This is a genomic window from Dyadobacter sp. 32 (assembly GCF_902506755.1).
Classification (GTDB): domain Bacteria; phylum Bacteroidota; class Bacteroidia; order Cytophagales; family Spirosomataceae; genus Dyadobacter.
Map to the genome: position 1 here is coordinate 549,481 of NZ_LR735258.1, position 16,508 is coordinate 565,988.

Here is a 16,508-nt window from a genome sequence, read left to right on the forward strand (position 1 = left end):
CCAGGTAAAATAAAATTCGGGGAGTGGCGCAGCCCGGTAGCGCATCTGGTTTGGGACCAGAGGGTCGCAGGTTCGAATCCTGTCTCCCCGACAAGAATTAGATAGGCAGTAAGCCGTATGCAGATTTCACTGCGAACTGCTAACTGCCTATTTCTTTTAAAGACAATTAAGATTACGGTCCCATAGCTCAGCTGGATAGAGCGTCATCCTTCTAAGATGAGGGCCATTGGTTCGAATCCAATTGGGATCACAAAAAAGTGAAGCAAAATTCATTAAACTCCTGCAAATCAACCGATTGCGGGAGTTTTTTTTGGTGCGCCGGGCATGGCAATCGACTATAGGGTTAAAGTGGGACCAAGTCCAAAACTTGTGGAGCGCATAGGATTTATCTAGGATCAAGCTGAAAAGTTGGGGGGAAGCTGAATTATTATTTGCTTTGCATCCTGAACCAATTTTGTTTGCATTGAACGATTCTTACCAAACACTTGTCCGTATACTTTTACCAGAAGGCATCCTAGAGTATTTTGAACCAACCAAAGTCGTTGAGTCCATTCCTGGATTAAACATCTACTTAGTAGAGAAGAATATTACTCCTGTTGAGTATAAAGATGAAAAGTTGGAGTCCAAGGGATTTCTTCCGGAAATCTATATTCAGGACTTTCCTATTCGTAATCAGAAAGTTACGCTCTGTATAAAACGCCGTCGTTGGGAAGTCAAGGATACAAAAGAGATAATTAGCAGAGACTGGAATGTGGTACAACAGGGAACTCGAATGACCAAAGAGTTCGCTGATTTTTTAAAAGAGTTGTATAGATAATAATCCCGTTAGCTGTTCACAACTGGGTAAATACTATCATTTAGAAGGGAAACAGCTTCAGCAGCAGTATAAAGATCATATCAGTGACTATCGCCAATGGGATCAAATAGAGCATGCAGAAGACTGGATGTTGTATGCTGAGAATACAGGTGTTCATTTAAGCATTGATGAAACTGCTCTTTCTAACGGGGAATTATACACCATCGTTACAAATAAAGCTGCCAAAGGGAGGAAAGGAGCACTTGTTGCGATGGTTAAAGGCACTCAGGCTGAAACTGTTATTGAAGTTTTAAACGGGATTCCCAAGAAGCTTCGGGACACAGTTCGTGAGGTTACCTTGGACATGGCAGCCAATATGAATATGATCGTGAAGCGCTGTTTTGTTAAGGCAGATCGGGTAATCGATCGCTTTCATGTACAAAAATTAGCATATGAAGCGGTACAGGAAATCCGGATCAAATACCGCTGGGAGGTTCTGGATAAGGAAAATGAGGCCATTAGTACAGCCAAGGCGGCGGGAGTAAGCTTTGAGCCAGAAGTTCTCGAAAACGGAGATACAGTAAAGCAGTTGTTGGCAAGAAGTAGATATCTGCTATTTAAGCACCATGACAAGTGGACCACCTCGCAAGTAAAACGGGCCAAGTTGCTGTTTGAACGTTATCCCTTAATCAAGAAAGCTTACAATATCTCTTTGGATCTGGGGACTATCTTTCGGACTTGCACTTTGAAGGAAGTAGCCTTCAAGAAACTTGCATTGTGGTATAACATTGTGGAAGACTGCGGAATAGACTCCTTCAAAACCGTTGCCAGGTCTATTCAAACCCACTATTTAGATATCCTGAATTTTTTCAACAATAAAAGCACCAACGCATCGGCCGAATCTTTCAACGCCAAGGTTAAATCTTTCAGATCGTCATCAAGAGGTGTAAGAGACATCAAGTTCTTCCTGTTCCGGCTTTCTAAACTTTATGCATAATCGCCCCCCAACTTTTCCACTTGATCCTTTATCTAGGTTTGTGTTTTTAATCAAACCTGTTTGCTTTGGAGAGTGAAACCCGAAACTCCGGACGAAATTGCCAAAAGAGAAACCAAATGGATGAAAAGGAAGCTTAAACTTTCAAAGGAACAACTTGCGCCGGTGGAAGACATTAATTATGATACAGCAGCTAAAAAACAGGAGTTTATTGACAATATACTAAACAACGGTAGCCGACCTAAAAGAGAGCAGATGACGCGTAGCCGACAGGCGATGGATCTTTTGGCGGAGGAAAAAGACAGCAGGCTATCGAAGGTACTGACAGAGAAACAATGGAGCACTTATCTATCAAAGAAAAGACAACTTGAAGACGGCGGTAATACACCTTCTGGTGCACCTGGAGTAAGGGCAGGCGGAGGTTTTCCCCCGGAGTGAACCGTTTATATTCTTAAAATTTTCCCCCTAAACCCTCCACCTTTTTTGCAAGTCATAAACACTCCTGAAATTGTCGCAAAACTGGTTTCCAATGGGTATCTCTTTTTGGGCTACCCATATTTTTTTTTCTGGAGCACCTCTATTTTTTCGATAGACACGATGTAAGACTGATGAACCCGGCAGAAACGATCAGCTGGTAAGAGCGCGTGAATGCCTTTAACATTCATCCGGGTTAGCACTGGATTGCATTTTGAAATTGTAAATATTTTAACATAATCCTTCATTCCCTCAATGTAAAGAATGTCGGAAAACAAGATCTTAATGGTCTGATATTCTGATTTGACAAACAATGCGGCCTGTTCGTCCACCGATTTCTTTTGTGGCACCTTCAATAGATGCAAGGCCAGCGCTTTTCCGGCGGCTGCAACTAACCGTTCAAAAGAAATTGGCTTTAACAAATAATCGATCACATTCAGCTCGAACGCCTTTACTGCATATTGCTCAAAAGCCGTTGTAAGGATCACCATGGGCGGGTTTTGCATCTGTGACAGCAATTGCAGGCCTGAAAGTCCCGGCATGTGTATATCCAAGAAAATTAAGTCAAAGTCCAGGTAATCGAGCACTCTTCTGGCATCTATTGCGCTGCGGCAGGTTCTAACCAAATTAAGAGTGTCAATTTTACGGATGTCATCCGCCAAAATTTCCAAAGCAAATGGTTCGTCATCGACTGCTAAACACCTGATCTTATCCATGTCTGAGGTTTATTTTCAGTTCGACAAAAAAATGACTTTTCTCATGAAGTATGCTCAGACTATGTGTTTGCGGGTAGTGAAGTTCAAGTCTTCTTTTGACATTCAGCAACCCCAGTCCCGATCCTGGAACTTGGCCATCACTTGCTAAATCAAAGCATTGATTTTCACAGATAAACAACAGTTCATAGGATTTTACAATAAGATAGATCGATATTTTGGAAGGTTCCTCGGGATGTATGCCGAATTTGAACGCATTCTCGACAAACGGTATGAAAAGCAGAGGTTCAATCTTGAAGTCCTGATAGTAGCCATCATAGGAAAAGTCGACTTCCGCCTTAGAATGAATCCTGAGTTTCTGCAGATTTACATACTTTTTAAGGTTGGTGATTTCATCGTGGAGATTGACCTGATGATGTGCAACCTGATAAAGCATATATCTGAGAATCTCGGACAGTTCCATTATCGAAGTCTCAGCCTGGTCCGACTTGATTCTGGTAAGCCAGCGAATATTATTCAGTGTATTGAAAAGGAAATGCGGGCTGATCTGTAAACGAAGAACTGCCAGTTCCGCGCTTGTTTTTTCATATTGTATTTGTTGACTGAACTCCTGTTGACGCAGTCTGTCTGCAAGTACGGCCCAAAGTGAGCTAGAGAGGACAATAAGGGCAAATAATACCAGATTGGCGAAAAACTGGGGTGGGCCGGGAAAAGTATTTTCCTGGCCCTTTTTAAATAAACGATGAGGACCTTCCGCGTTTGCAAAATACATTTGCAGGTCATCTTTGATCCCCAATAGTAGCAAATGGTCCAGCAGTACAACCAGGAAAAACAACAATGCCAGATATAAAAAGAACCTGAGTGAATTTCTGGTCAGTAATAATTGAGGTGTTAAATGAAGCAGGTTAAGATAGAATATGCCAATCAGCAATGAATTGAAAATGACCCTTGTGATAAAAAGGTAATTGATATAATATTGGGGAAGGTGGTTGAAAATGGGGATGGACAAGATCAGGGGAGAAGCGAAAAAAGCAAGCCATCCGGTAACATGTAGCCAAAATCGATAATTGAGCAGGAAGTGCGGAGGGGTAATTTTTGGAAACATGATCGATTGTCGTTTGTTGATTATACCCATAAATGGCCTGTAATGTTGCAAACCCATTAGATGGGGTAGGGGCGTGGGGCATGGTTCTATGGGTTTTGTAATACCTATTTCCTTCCTTCCTCCTTTCTCCCGTTATCCCTTCCTCCCTTCTTAATAATTCAAAAGAAAAATTTCTTTCCTAACCCGGACACCGCAGCAACATTGAAAAAACCCACAACCGCCGACCCGTTCGCATTTGGATTAACGATGTTGCAGGAAACGTTAGCCAAGGGAGCCGAGGTGAACAGCTCTGAGATGCCTCCCATCCGGTCAGCCTGGGACACTACCTCCGCCCAGTAATTGAACGATGCCAGGCTAATGGAATGAATTTCAACATATATAGAATCCCCGTTGACCAATGGAGAGACAGGCCTGTCATCATCATCAAAGTCGTTTGCATTGATTCCCAATCTGATGGGTGAAATAAACGTCACACCATCGAAACCGCTGCCCGATGAAGTTCCAGCGTCATAGGCGGTTGTGATTTCGCTTGCTTTATTGAGAAGCTGCTCATCCTTATAAGTCCTGATCCAATAGGTATCTCCCTTGCCAACCGGATCTGTTGCCCAGAATTCTGCACGGTAAGTATCGTCCATCATGCCTTGTCCTTCCTGAAAAAACAAAGTAAGACTATCCACTGGTGGAACGCGGTTCATAACCGTGGTAGCCGTATAAGTTTCTCCGTTATAAACTACTTTTAAGGTATACCTATTTCCCACAACGCCGAGTGTTTCGCCCTTGGCAGGATGCCAGCTATAAGCACCGTTCACGCTGTTACTGTCTTCCTTGAACTCAAATGTGCGTCCGTCGTTGTCTGTAACCGACACCAACGCCCCGGAAACCACGGGTGGCAGGTTTTTGTTTTCAAAATAATCCTGAGTAAGCGTAAGATAAATATGCTGGGTTTCAGGCTTGTTATTAATCCACGCGTCTATATTAAGTATCGGATCGGCTGAGGAAGTCTTTAAGTTAATCTCATCGTCGCAAGCCCACAACAGTGGAAGGCAAATTAAGCACAAGTACCTCAAACAGGTTTGAATGGCTGTTGGTATCATAAAATAATACTGCTTTTAGAATTTAAAATTGTATGAAACGGAAGGAACCATGGATCCAATGATGGACACCCGGTGCGCCTGCGTTTGGATGGGCTGGGATGAGGTGACGCGGTCAGCAGATTGCACAAAATAGGTTGAAAATGCATTGCGGCGACCGTACACGTTGTAAATAGAGAAAACCCAATAATCACGGTTTTTCCTTGGCAGTCCATTGTTCTTCAAAACCTTCCCTTCCATTCTCAGCGAAAGATCGAGACGGTGGTAAGGTGTTAGCCGGGCATCGTTTCTTGCGTTATTGGTGTTATAGGGTACTAAAACACCCTGTGAAAGATACCGTTGGTTCGGATAGGTTGTAGGCGTTCCGGTCATCAGTGCAAAATCGGCAGTTGTCGACCACTTTGGATTTATGGTGTATGATCCTACGATTTTCAGGTTATGGGTCTGATCAAAACGGGTAGGGTACCAGTTCCCGTTGTTGATCCCATCTACTTTAAGTTCTGAACGGCTCAGGGTGTAACTCACCCAGCCCGTAATGAGCCCCTTTTTCTTTTGAAGATATAATTCCAGGCCGTAAGCACGTCCATTTCCACTTAGCAAATCGCCTTCCAGACGGTCATTGTTGAGTAGCTCGGCTCCGTTGATGTAATCGATCTCGTTAGCGGTATTGCGATAAAATGCCTCGGCAGAGAATTCATACGCCGCATTTTGACCCAGATCGTTGAAGTAACCCAAGGTGTATTGATTGCCTACTGCCGGCCTGATGTTATTGGTGCTCGGCGTCCAAATATTAAGTGGGTTGGAAGCACTGGTATTGGATATAAAATGGACATATTGGGCAGTCCGGCTAAAACTGGCTTTTACCGATGTTCTGTCATTGACCTGATATTTTGCTGAGATCCGCGGCTCGGGATTGTTGTACGATGCAATCGATTCTCCGCTTTTGTATTGCTTTTCGGCAATCGCAGTCCGCTTTCTGCCAGGAATGGTGTCATTGTAGGTATAGGCGGTTCCCGACCCCAGATAATTAAAGTATGAAAGGCGAACCTCATATTGAACTTCCATCTTTGAGCTCAATTTCAGCCGATGGCTGACGTACGCGGCCATCTCTAAAGCATTTTTTTTCGGCTGGCTGCTGTCAACGGTTTCTCCATTGGTAGTTCCCACCGTATTGGAAGGATTGAACTGATAGTAGGAACTTTCCAGACCGAATTTGATCTCGGAATTGCTATTGATGAAATAGCTGAAATCGGGCTTGAATACATAATTACTGATGGATGAACTCCAGCTATACTTATTATTTTCATCCTGGTTGAACCCCAGGTTATAATTGTAATTGCTGAATACTGCCGAAACATTGGCGAACAGCTTGCTGTTGATGACGGTGTTCCACCGCAGTGTCCCCGATTTGTTCCCCCAGTTAAACTTGGCATCATCTGATAAGCCGAAATTGTTACGACCGAAAAAGCCGGATAGATAAAGGCGGTTTTTCTGATTTAATGTGTAATTGGTTTTAAGGGTTATGTCATAAAAGTTCAATCCGAAATTGTTGCTGGTCAATAGGGTCGAAAGTCCGTCGATATATGATCTGCGGACCGCTATCAGATACGAGGACTTGTCCTTTACCAGTGGTCCCTGGACAGCCAGTCTGCTGAAAATAAAGCCTACGCCGCCATCTACCTCTGTCTTCTTGTTGTTCCCCTCTTTCAGCCTCACATCCAGGACCGAGCTTATCCGCCCCCATATTCCGCCGGGATGGCGCCCTTGTACAGTTTCACATCCTTCACCGCATCGGGATTAAAGACGGAAAAGAAGCCTAACATATGTGAGGAGTTGTAGACGGGAGCTTCATCAAGCAATACAAGATTTTGCCCTACACTGCCACCACGAACATTAAAGCCCGATGAGCCCTCGCCAACCTGGCTGACCCCCGGTAAGAACTGTAAACTCTTGACAATATCCACTTCGCCCATAAGAGCGGGAAGTTTCTGGATGGTTTTAATATCCAGTTTATTGACACTCATTTCAAAGTTACTGGCGGAGGAGATTCTGCTTTCATCCACGATTTTTACTTCGTCGAGCACTCTTGACAAAACGGGTAATTCAATATCAATCGTAACATTACTCTTCAGCGCCACCTCCTTCACCACTTTTTCATAACCAAGATAGGAATACTCAATGGTATAGGAACCTTGTGGAAGCGTGACGGAATAGAACCCATATACGTTGGTAACCGCACCTGCCGACGGGTTTTCTCTCAAAAAGATGCTCGCCCCAATCAGTGTTTCTCCATTGGTTTTATCCTTCATCGTACCACTGATGGTAAATTTGTTTTGTCCAAAGGCCGTTGTGGTGCTCACAAGGAAAAGCAGTAAAATGCCACTGTAAGTGGTCAGGGGAAAGTAAATATTATATTTGCTCATTTTTTATGACTAAGGGGAAACGGAAGCTTTCTCATGCTGTTGGCATTAATGATATAGCCTAATCCGACATTAAGATTGAAACCTCGTATGGCATCGACTTCACCAGCACTTTCAAAGTTTGCAGAATGCAGATACCTGAGGTGGGCACCGGCCGTGAAACGCTTTGTTACGCGTAGATCAATACCGGTACCGATGGATGTATGAAATACCATTCTCATCTCGGAATTCAGGTTTGGCCTCGTCCCTGAGGTCATAGAACCCGGGTTCATTTTGCCCCCAAACACCATTACCTGCATGATCCCTGATCCCAGTAAAAAATAGGGGCGGCCCCTGACTCTTGGGAGTGCATATTTAAAACCTAATGTGAGCGGCATAATCATTCCGCCTCCTGTTTTAATCACACCACTGGCAGTCATTTCCTGGGTCCGCGGGACATTTAATCTACCTATGTCAATAAACCAGGCTATGGAGTCATTCATCCATTTCGACAGGTGTATATCCAAAAAGGAACGGGAATTGTATAATTTGGCGTAGGTTCCGTCTGTCACCCCCGTCCGTACCGATCCGAGCATAGCGAAGCCGCCGTATCTGAACTCCACGACCATTCTATTGTGGAATCGGTACCCTTTTAAAGAATCTATCGGATCCATCTTTTTCCTCACCGTTGGATCGTCCCAGAGTGAATAGGTGGTATCGGCATGAATGGTCTTCGTAAGCAAATCCTGAACACTTCCAAGCGCAATTAAACTGTCAGTCTCACTGCCTGGCTTCCAATTTTGAAAGGTGGCCAGCACTTTGGGATATTGCTCCTGGAACTTGTTTACGAGACATTCGCTCTCTTTGTCGCCAATTACAAAGACACAGTTCCGGTCGTGGTGAAAATTATTGTGAGTCTCTGAAAGAATGAACTTCAAAAACCGTACATCGTTATCAAGCGCAGATTCGTCTTCACAATTCCAGATATTTTTGAGGGCATTGGGGAAAATTAAAATCGTTGGCTCCTTCAGCGATTTCCATACCACCCTTGAGAATGCCTCTCTGGCAGTTTCACCATTCCTGTGCAATATGATTACAACCGGCTTGTTGCTGTTATTGTCGTTGTTGATGCTATTGGAATAATGAAGAAAACTACGGTTGACACCACCAACAGGATTGACAAATACACGTTGTGCTGATCCCTTGACTGAAATGAGAGCTAGTAAAATTATAAGTATTTGAGCTTGCTGCTTCTTTAAGAATAGCGGCATAATTTGATTATCTAGTAATGCTTGATTCAATATCAACCGGTACTCCGCTTTGATCCCGATTAGTGAAAAGTGTAGATAAACAAAAGTTTTGTGTAGAAAAACGAACCAGTGTGGCCAGCCATTCAATGCCTTCCCAAGCTGCACATTGCGTGGTATCTGACGTTGGTAAGATTCCCGGAATATTTTATTTTGACTGATAATGTGAAATTGGATTCTTTTAAATAGGCCAAATCGTTGTCTATCTTCTCCCTGCTAACCTAATGGTACGATTTTACTAACCACAACGGTTTACGATGTATGCCCATGGATATCTATATTGTCATTCTTACCATTATTGGTTTTGCTGTTTTAGGCATGGCCTGGATGCCTTCGTTTACTGCAAAAACCGGAATTTCGGATTCGGTGGTGTATGTGGTACTGGGGGTAATTGTCTACAGCGTGCTGGATATACTTCCCGCTGCGGATCCGATGCGCTATCAGGATTATACCATCCATCTGACAGAACTTGTTGTGGTAGTGTCGTTGATGGGTACAGGCCTTAAAATAGACCGACCGTTTTCTTTTAAGAATTGGAGCATTCCTTTTCGACTGATCAGTGTAACCATGCTGCTATGTATAGGGGCGGTAAGTTTGGTGGCGTGGGGCTTTCTTGGGCTTAGCCTGCCGTCGGCGATTTTGTTGGGTGCGGTTCTGGCCCCAACCGACCCTGTTCTCGCGGCAGATGTACAGGTGGGGCCGCCAATGGGAGGATCAGCGGATGATGTGCGCTTTGCACTTACCGCCGAGGCAGGCATGAACGATGGCATGGCATTCCCTTTTACCTGGCTGGCAATTGTGCTGGCGGTCGCCGCACCTGCAAGTGTAACACATGACCTGACCATGTGGGCCATAGTGGACCTGTTTTATAAAATTGCAAGTGGTATTGTTTTAGGTTTTGCGCTGGGTCGCTTATTGGCTTATCTGGTCTTGAACGTTTCTGAAAAGAGCCGGAAAGTTAACCTCAACGATGGTTTTATAGCCATTGCAGCAGCACTCGTTGTATTTGGCTTGGTAGAGCTGGTGCATGGTTACGGTTTCATAGCCGTATTTGTAGCTTCGGTTACCTTCCGTAATTACGAAATGAATCATGATTTTCATAAAGACTTGCACCGTTTTTCGGATCAGACCGAAAGGATACTGGTAGCCGTGGTGCTGCTGGTTTTTGGAGGCAGCCTGGTCGCCGGAATATTGGATGCACTGAGCTGGCCTCTGGCAGCACTGGCCATAGGATTTATCTTTGTGATCAGGCCTGTTTCCGGTCTTCTTGCTTTGAGCGGTACCCCCTTGCATATCAAGGAAAAACTCGGAATCAGCTTTTACGGAATTAGGGGAATAGGTTCATTCTATTACCTTGCTTTTGCATTAAACGAAGCGCAATTTTCGCACGCAAAAGAACTATGGTCTATCACAGCTTTCATTGCTTTGATATCCGTGCTGGTACACGGGCTTACGGCCACCAGGGCTATGGAAAGCCTGGAAAAATATTTTCAAAGTCCGCCCTCACAGGAGCAAAGAGCGGAAACTTAAAATTATTTAGTGGCCATCCATTAACTCAATTGCAGACAAAAAATGAATTGCAGTTCTCCGGTTCACAGGTTTTAGAAACCTTACAGGATAATATTCACATCAAAACCCTGGCCCTTGTCGGCAGCGTCTCTTAGTTTTTCCCAAACTTCATTTTCAGTCCCCACGACAAAGTACTTTTCCCCATTTACGAGCGAAATCAGGCTAAACCTGAAATCCGCGTCGGGAATGACTTCCTCTACCTGGTTTTTGTCTATTTTAATTTCTGATCCGTCTTCTTTAAGTTCGAATACTGCTGGCTGCGTTTCCATAGGTTGTATGATTTTGTTTAATTTGTGAGGATAAAGAATTGATACCCGAGATTTTCTTCCGGTTAATGGTTACGTACTACTCTTGCTTGCGGGTCTGATAGAGTAGAGTTTTATAGATAATTCACTTTACATCCTTGGTGTAACCCCTAAGTTGTTTAATTTTTATTGTATTCTTGCCGATGTTTCGAATTTTTGTTTTTGCATTTGTACTTCTTTGCTCAAATGGTTATACTGTCACAGCCCAGGTTAAGAAAGCCTATGCGCTGGATAAGAAGACTTTGACCCTGGGGAAGGAGATTTATACCACCAACTGTGTATCCTGTCATGACCTGAAGAATGATGGCATTGGGCCGAGGCTTGGTGGGGTAACGCGCATACTTCCGGAGAAGATACTGACCAGCTTTATACAAAATCCGGGAAAGGCCATTTCCGGAGGGGATTCACGGGCATCCATATTACACCGGAAGTACAAACTGCTGATGCCCTCATTTGATTTTCTCAAGCCCGCAGAGATAAAGTCCGTGATCGCATACATTGATATGGAGACGACCAGGCAGAAAATCGCTCCATTGATCGTTAAAGAAGATAAAGCCAGCGCCGGTCGACCGGTTGAAAGATTGGGAATTCCGATTGTAAAGTCGGGTTTAAAAATTGAGCTGGAAGACTTCGTGCAGGTCCCAGCCTCCGACCCGAAACCTCCGTTAACGCGCATTGCCAATATGCGTCCGCATCCTTCTGGTGATGGCTCGCTGTTTGTGAGCGATCAGCGTGGTATCATCCATCGCATTAGTAAGGGGCACACAAGTACTTTCCTGGATATCCGGAATCGGCAGCCTGAATACATCAATACGCCCGGATTAGGGGTAGGCCTGGGCAGTTTCGCATTTCATCCTGATTTTTTAACCAATGGTCTTCTGTATGTAACACACACCGAAAAATTCACCGGTAAAGGTGCGGATTATGCATACCCAGACTCCATCAAGGTGGCCATGCAGTGGGTATTGGAGGAATTGAAAATGACCAACATGGGAGATACTACTTTTAATGGTTCAGCCCGTGAGTTGCTTCGTGTGAATGTGCCAGGTGCTGTCCACGGCATGCAGGACATTGAATTTATTCCCGGTATTGGTAAGGAGGATCCTGATTACGGTTTGCTGTACGTCGGAACGGGGGATGGCGGTTCAACCATTGCAAAACATCCTGAATTGTGCCATGATCTGAAATCACTGCTGGGTACCATCATCCGGATTGATCCGCTTTGTAACAACAGCCCTAACGGGAAATATGGTATTCCGGAAAGCAATCCTTTTTTCAAACACAATGATCCTGGGGTAAGGAAAGAAATATATGCATACGGATTTCGTAACCCGCACAGGATATCCTGGGATTTGTCAAATGGTAAAACGATGTTTAGTGCAGAGGTAGGCGAAACGAATTTTGAGGAAGTAAACGTCATCGTTAGCGGAGGCGATTATGGCTGGAATGATCGTGAAGGTAAATTTGCGATTTCATGGAAAGACCTCAAAAATGTGTATAAGCCTGATGCTGGCGACAACCGGAAATTTATTGATCCGTTTGCTGCTTACGATCACGTAGACGGGAATGCCGTAAGTGGGGGTTATGTTTATCACGGTGAAATTGAAGCTTTGAAAGACAAGTATATATTCGGAGATATCGTCAATGGGAAGCTGTTTTATGTCAATATAAATAAGCAGCTTTCGGACAGTACCATTCATCAGCTAACGCTCGTCGAAAAGGGAAAAGAAACAGACCTGATCCAATTGTCCGGATCGAAACGGGTTGATTTAAGGATCGAATATGACCCATTTACAAAAGAGCTGTATGTGATGACCAAAAGTGACGGCAAGATCAGAAAGATCACAAAGGCATATTTCTGATCTTGCCCTGAGTTTCATACCCGTAGGTATGAGAATAGCCCAAAGGACATTTTCATACGTACGGAGTATCGTATTTGGTGATTTTTTAAAGCCATGTGTCAGGTAAACTCTCGTAGTGGAGCATTTTAGCTTCTTGGTATACTCATTCTTTCACCCAAAGGCTGTCTGCGAAATAATGCTTACAGTCCAGATAGTTTGCGATCAGACGGAAGTGATTACGTTCCGCCATTTGCCCAATTTCTTCCAGGGTATATTTTCTGGATAGTTCAGTCCAGATGAGCTCGTTCTGTTTAAATGAAAAGCTTTTGCTCAATTTTCGGATGTGCACCTCCTGGGATTTAAGACTGACCAGATAACTCCTCACTTCACCATTTATTGGATTATAATGTGAGAAGAAGTCAAATTGGCTGAGCATAAAATTGGCGCCAAGTTCCCGGTTCATTCTGTTCAGCAGGTTGATATTAAATGCCTTTGTTATCCCCTGCGCATCGTCGTACGCACGGCTGATCACCGCGGGATGCTTTTGCAGGTCGAACCCGGTCAGAAGTTTGTCGCCGTATTTCATGTGTTCATTGAACCGGCCCATCAGTTCATCGGCCTCCTGATTCGGATAATTACCAATGTTGCTTCCCAGAAACAAAAAGAGGTTGGGAACTTCCGACGACGCAAGTTGCTCCATCATGGAAAAGTAATTGCCTACCATGGGTTTGATATTCAGTCCAGGTAAATGCAAATGCATATTTTCAACAAGATCGTCTATTGCTTTCTTTGAAATATCTATGGGTACGTAGGAGAAAGTCCGTTTGTCGTCCATCAGTTTTTTGAGCAACTGCCTCGTTTTGATCCCATCTCCTGCCCCAAATTCCACAATCTGAAACTTCGTCTCAAAATGCAGATCCCGGATGATATCGCCACCCTGCATGGATAAAATCTCAAATTCACAGGCAGTGGGGTAGTATTCCGGCATAGACATGATGTCCTGAAAAATACTGCTCCCTCTGTCATCATAAAAGTATTTGGAGGATATTGATTTCAACGGGCCCGAAAGTCCTTTTTCGACATCCTCGGCGAAGTTGTCATCAGAAATTTCAGGATTGACCTGCTCGCTGAGTGTTTGGTGATTGTTCCAATCCATTTTGTTATTCCGGCAACCGGATTCTTTAAATTCGCTCATAAGTTATTTTACCAGCCGGATGCCCGTATACTGCCAGCGTTCATGTGTGTGAAAAAAATTACGATAAGTTTTCCTGCTATGGCCTTCGGGTGTAGCCACCGAGGACCCTCTCAATACCATGGTATTGATCATAAATTTGCCATTGTATTCGCCCACGGCTCCGCTAGCCTTTACAAAATCCGGGTAGGGCAAATAGGCACTGTGCGTCCATTCCCATCGTTTTCCCCAGTGGAATTGTTCGGAGGCAATTTCCCACTCCGATTCTGTCGGCAAGCGCATGTCCTTCCACTGTGCAAATGCTGCCGCTTCGAAAAAGCTAACATGACTTAGTATCGCTTCGGGGGCAATCCGTTGCAGTCCGGCAAGGGTGTAATAGTGCCATGCTCCATTGATTTTGTGCCAGTACATGGGTGCCGTTATTTTGTTCTCATTTATCCAGGACCAGCCCTCGTCCAGCCAAAGATTGAAGTCCTGATAGCCGCCTGCCTCCATAAATTCGATGTATTCTGCATTGGTCACAAGCGCTTTGGAAATTTCAAATGCGTTCAGATAAACCTTATGCCTTCCCAGTTCATTATCAAAGCAAAAGCCGTCTCCCTGAAATCCTACCTCATAAATTCCTTCAGCAATTTGGACAGAGCCCGTCTCTTTGTTCACATCCTTCACCAGGTTGGAATCCGGGCTGTATACTGGGAACAGCGGATTATGGCCCAGAATATATTTAATATCCGTCAACAGCAGTTCCTGATGTTGTTGTTCATGATGCAGCCCCAGCTCGATCAGCTTCAGCGCGGCGGGGTCGTTCAGGGTATCCAAAAGCGTGATCATGTGTTCGTCTACATATTTTCTATATGCATAAACGGTTACAATCGTTGGTCGTGTAATATTTCCCCGGTCTGTTCGGAGTACGCGTTCACCCACGTTGTTGTAATAGCTATTGAACAAAAAACTAAAATCCTCACTGAAAACCTGGTAGCCTTTCCCGAACGGGTTCAGAATGAAGGTTTCAAAGAACCATGTTGAATGAGCCAAATGCCACTTTGGAGGGCTCACGAAAGGTACCGGCTGGGGTACGTAGTCTTCTGTCTCCAAGGGCTCACATATCTTTACCGAATGTCTTCTTACAGCTAAGTATTGATCTTTAAGGTTATCTGCGTTCATTCGAAACGTAATTTGTTAAGTCACTAATTGTTTTGATATGCAATTTGCTTGCCTGACTTCTCCGCATCATAAGTGCGTAGGCGTTATTGAAGCCAATAGGTTGGAGCCATTGCAGCTGATATTTTTTGGCAAATCCGGTTTTGACAAAGTTGTAGACCATTTCCCGGTGGCCCATTATTTGTTCGAGTTCTTTTTTGGAGGGTTGGAGAATGACCAGCAATCCCGTACCTGTGTACTCCGGACACATGTCAATTTCATCGTGGGTCAGTGCGTCAAAGCAAATTTTTGTACCGCCTAGTCCTGTCCTTGTCACGACTTTGAGGTTGGTATTTCCTTCGAGTAATATTTTGTACATATTGATCAGGATGTATTGTTCTCCGAAAATTTTGGACCCCAGTCTGATCGTACCACCATTGCCATTGAGGGGTTTTTTGTAAAGACCATTACGAATCAAAAAATCCTTTGCAACCATTTCTGGCAGTTGTTTCAAATGGTCAACACGATAATTGAGGTCGGTCATGATGGAATCGTTGATGGTACCGGCAAGTAAGTTCAGGACGGCCTCTACCTCGGGGTGTTTGTGAAGAAAATCCTGGCGGATCATCGGTGCCGCGTAGTAGGGTGGGAAAATGGTCTGGTCATCTTCCAGGGTGATCAGGTCAAATGCGACCAGTCTGCCGTCGGTGCTGTATCCGCTGATAACGTCCAGCTTTTTTTCAAATGCGGCTTTGTACATCACAGCATCGCCAATAACCACGGTTGGAATGTTGAGCTTATATTTTGATTTTAGTCCCAGATACCCATCTTCACGTCCCATAAATTCTGGGGTGAATCCGCCCAGTAGCTTAGCGCCGGAGAAGGGGATCATGTAAAATGAGGAAAGCAGCAGAAGCATGAGGGGTAATACCAGCAGGATTTTACGCATGCGTCTGAAACTTGTTTTCTGTATCAATGACAGCAAAAAATCAAGAAAAATAGCCAACAGGGCGGCAGGAATGGCGCCCGACAAGATCATGTTTGTATTGTTCAACGCAATTCCTCCAAAAATAAATTCACCCAATCCACCGGCGGCAATGTACGCGGCAAGTGTTGCTACCCCCACGTTGATCACCGTGGCTGTCCGGATGCCTGCCAGAATTACCGTCATCGCCAACGGTAGCTGCACCTGAAAAAGAACCTGCCATTTGTTCATGCCCATACCCTTGGCAGCTTCTACAATCGCCGGATCCACGCCGGTAATTCCCGTATAGGTGTTTCTGATCACCGGTAAAAGTGCGTACAAAAAAAGTGCAGCAATAGCAGGCACGGCACCGATCCCGAGTAAGGGGATCATAAACCCTAGCAGCGCAATGCTGGGAATGGTCTGCAGAACGCCGGCAACACCGAGTACCATCCAGGCCACTTTTTTTCGTTCAGATATCCAGATTCCCAGCGGAAGACCAATGAATACAGCAAGTAAAAGTGAAATGCAGGTAAGTCCGATATGAGCCAGGGTTTGGTCCCACAATTTGTCCGATTGTTGTAACATAAAGGCCCATAAGCTTTGTGATTGCTCCAT

The 16,508-nt window shown here is 44.5% G+C and carries 15 protein-coding genes and 2 tRNA genes; 7 read left to right on the forward strand and 10 right to left on the reverse strand.

Annotated features, from left to right (window positions below):
* The first annotated feature begins 17 nt into the window (after positions 1 to 17).
* The 5 genes from DYADSP32_RS02065 (at position 18) to DYADSP32_RS02085 (ending at position 2,228) form a co-directional block, all read left to right on the forward strand.
* A tRNA-Pro gene (locus DYADSP32_RS02065) sits at positions 18 to 91 on the forward strand.
* Between the two features lie 85 nt (positions 92 to 176).
* Positions 177 to 250: transfer RNA gene (locus DYADSP32_RS02070), tRNA-Arg, on the forward strand.
* Between the two features lie 186 nt (positions 251 to 436).
* A complete protein-coding gene (locus tag DYADSP32_RS02075; protein WP_414617437.1) occupies positions 437 to 817 on the forward strand; it encodes a transposase in 381 nt (126 codons plus the stop codon).
* Between the two features lie 130 nt (positions 818 to 947).
* Positions 948 to 1,793, forward strand: coding sequence for an ISL3 family transposase (locus DYADSP32_RS02080; RefSeq protein WP_414618145.1), 846 nt, complete (start codon positions 948 to 950; stop codon positions 1,791 to 1,793).
* Between the two features lie 60 nt (positions 1,794 to 1,853).
* Complete coding sequence (locus DYADSP32_RS02085; protein WP_149244256.1) at positions 1,854 to 2,228, forward strand: hypothetical protein; 375 nt, start codon at positions 1,854 to 1,856, stop codon at positions 2,226 to 2,228.
* 110 nt (positions 2,229 to 2,338) lie between these two features.
* On the opposite strand, the gene DYADSP32_RS02090 is transcribed toward DYADSP32_RS02085, so the two are convergent.
* The 6 genes from DYADSP32_RS02090 to DYADSP32_RS02115 all read right to left on the reverse strand — a co-directional run bounded on the left by DYADSP32_RS02090 (position 2,339) and on the right by DYADSP32_RS02115 (position 8,843).
* Positions 2,339 to 2,980, reverse strand: a complete 642-nt coding sequence (locus DYADSP32_RS02090; RefSeq protein WP_414617438.1) for a LytR/AlgR family response regulator transcription factor — start codon at positions 2,978 to 2,980, stop codon at positions 2,339 to 2,341.
* On the reverse strand, positions 2,973 to 4,082 hold the full coding sequence (locus tag DYADSP32_RS02095) for a sensor histidine kinase (protein WP_414617439.1): 1,110 nt from the start codon (positions 4,080 to 4,082) through the stop codon (positions 2,973 to 2,975). Before DYADSP32_RS02095 ends, DYADSP32_RS02090 begins: the two co-directional genes overlap by 8 nt.
* 158 nt (positions 4,083 to 4,240) lie before the next feature.
* Entirely contained in the window at positions 4,241 to 5,116 is an 876-nt protein-coding gene (locus DYADSP32_RS02100; protein WP_414617440.1) for a DUF4249 domain-containing protein, read from the reverse strand.
* Between the two features lie 75 nt (positions 5,117 to 5,191).
* On the reverse strand, positions 5,192 to 6,889 hold the full coding sequence (locus DYADSP32_RS02105) for a TonB-dependent receptor plug domain-containing protein (protein WP_414617441.1): 1,698 nt from the start codon (positions 6,887 to 6,889) through the stop codon (positions 5,192 to 5,194).
* 14 nt (positions 6,890 to 6,903) lie between these two features.
* Complete coding sequence (locus tag DYADSP32_RS02110; protein WP_414617442.1) at positions 6,904 to 7,596, reverse strand: carboxypeptidase-like regulatory domain-containing protein; 693 nt, start codon at positions 7,594 to 7,596, stop codon at positions 6,904 to 6,906.
* The gene (locus tag DYADSP32_RS02115) at positions 7,593 to 8,843 is read right to left on the reverse strand and encodes an acyloxyacyl hydrolase (protein ID WP_149244253.1); all 1,251 of its coding nucleotides are present in this window, start codon (positions 8,841 to 8,843) and stop codon (positions 7,593 to 7,595) included. Before DYADSP32_RS02115 ends, DYADSP32_RS02110 begins: the two co-directional genes overlap by 4 nt.
* A gap of 303 nt (positions 8,844 to 9,146) precedes the next feature.
* Here DYADSP32_RS02115 and DYADSP32_RS02120 point away from each other — a divergent pair, with 303 nt between their 5' ends.
* The gene (locus DYADSP32_RS02120) at positions 9,147 to 10,409 is read left to right on the forward strand and encodes a cation:proton antiporter (RefSeq protein WP_414617443.1); all 1,263 of its coding nucleotides are present in this window, start codon (positions 9,147 to 9,149) and stop codon (positions 10,407 to 10,409) included.
* A gap of 80 nt (positions 10,410 to 10,489) precedes the next feature.
* On the opposite strand, the gene DYADSP32_RS02125 is transcribed toward DYADSP32_RS02120, so the two are convergent.
* Entirely contained in the window at positions 10,490 to 10,717 is a 228-nt protein-coding gene (locus DYADSP32_RS02125; RefSeq protein ID WP_149244251.1) for a hypothetical protein, read from the reverse strand.
* A gap of 179 nt (positions 10,718 to 10,896) precedes the next feature.
* On the opposite strand from DYADSP32_RS02125, the gene DYADSP32_RS02130 reads away from it, so the two are divergent.
* Complete coding sequence (locus DYADSP32_RS02130) at positions 10,897 to 12,615, forward strand: PQQ-dependent sugar dehydrogenase (protein WP_149244250.1); 1,719 nt, start codon at positions 10,897 to 10,899, stop codon at positions 12,613 to 12,615.
* Positions 12,616 to 12,757: 142 nt separating this feature from the next.
* On the opposite strand, the gene DYADSP32_RS02135 is transcribed toward DYADSP32_RS02130, so the two are convergent.
* The 3 genes from DYADSP32_RS02135 to DYADSP32_RS02145 are packed head-to-tail and all read right to left on the reverse strand — an operon-like array spanning position 12,758 to position 16,508.
* Positions 12,758 to 13,789, reverse strand: coding sequence for an L-histidine N(alpha)-methyltransferase (locus tag DYADSP32_RS02135; RefSeq protein WP_414617444.1), 1,032 nt, complete (start codon positions 13,787 to 13,789; stop codon positions 12,758 to 12,760).
* A gap of 3 nt (positions 13,790 to 13,792) precedes the next feature.
* Positions 13,793 to 14,950 carry an ergothioneine biosynthesis protein EgtB gene (egtB, locus tag DYADSP32_RS02140; RefSeq protein WP_149244249.1) on the reverse strand — a complete coding sequence of 386 codons (1,158 nt, stop codon included), beginning with the start codon at positions 14,948 to 14,950 and terminating at the stop codon, positions 13,793 to 13,795.
* On the reverse strand, positions 14,937 to 16,508 hold the full coding sequence (locus tag DYADSP32_RS02145; RefSeq protein WP_149244248.1) for an ABC transporter permease/substrate-binding protein: 1,572 nt from the start codon (positions 16,506 to 16,508) through the stop codon (positions 14,937 to 14,939). Before DYADSP32_RS02145 ends, egtB begins: the two co-directional genes overlap by 14 nt.

What these genes read in the sequence shown, in the direction of transcription:
- DYADSP32_RS02135 (WP_414617444.1), bottom strand. Translation starts at nt 13,789, where the DNA reads ATGAGCGAATTTAAAGAATCCGGTTGCCGGAATAACAAAATGGATTGG.
- DYADSP32_RS02120 (WP_414617443.1), top strand. Translation starts at nt 9,147, where the DNA reads ATGGATATCTATATTGTCATTCTTACCATTATTGGTTTTGCTGTTTTA.
- DYADSP32_RS02115 (WP_149244253.1), bottom strand. Translation starts at nt 8,843, where the DNA reads ATGCCGCTATTCTTAAAGAAGCAGCAAGCTCAAATACTTATAATTTTA.
- DYADSP32_RS02095 (WP_414617439.1), bottom strand. Translation starts at nt 4,082, where the DNA reads ATGTTTCCAAAAATTACCCCTCCGCACTTCCTGCTCAATTATCGATTT.
- egtB (WP_149244249.1), bottom strand. Translation starts at nt 14,950, where the DNA reads ATGAACGCAGATAACCTTAAAGATCAATACTTAGCTGTAAGAAGACAT.
- DYADSP32_RS02125 (WP_149244251.1), bottom strand. Translation starts at nt 10,717, where the DNA reads ATGGAAACGCAGCCAGCAGTATTCGAACTTAAAGAAGACGGATCAGAA.
- DYADSP32_RS02145 (WP_149244248.1), bottom strand. Translation starts at nt 16,508, where the DNA reads ATGGAGCAATCACAAAGCTTATGGGCCTTTATGTTACAACAATCGGAC.
- DYADSP32_RS02130 (WP_149244250.1), top strand. Translation starts at nt 10,897, where the DNA reads ATGTTTCGAATTTTTGTTTTTGCATTTGTACTTCTTTGCTCAAATGGT.
- DYADSP32_RS02090 (WP_414617438.1), bottom strand. Translation starts at nt 2,980, where the DNA reads ATGGATAAGATCAGGTGTTTAGCAGTCGATGACGAACCATTTGCTTTG.
- DYADSP32_RS02110 (WP_414617442.1), bottom strand. Translation starts at nt 7,596, where the DNA reads ATGAGCAAATATAATATTTACTTTCCCCTGACCACTTACAGTGGCATT.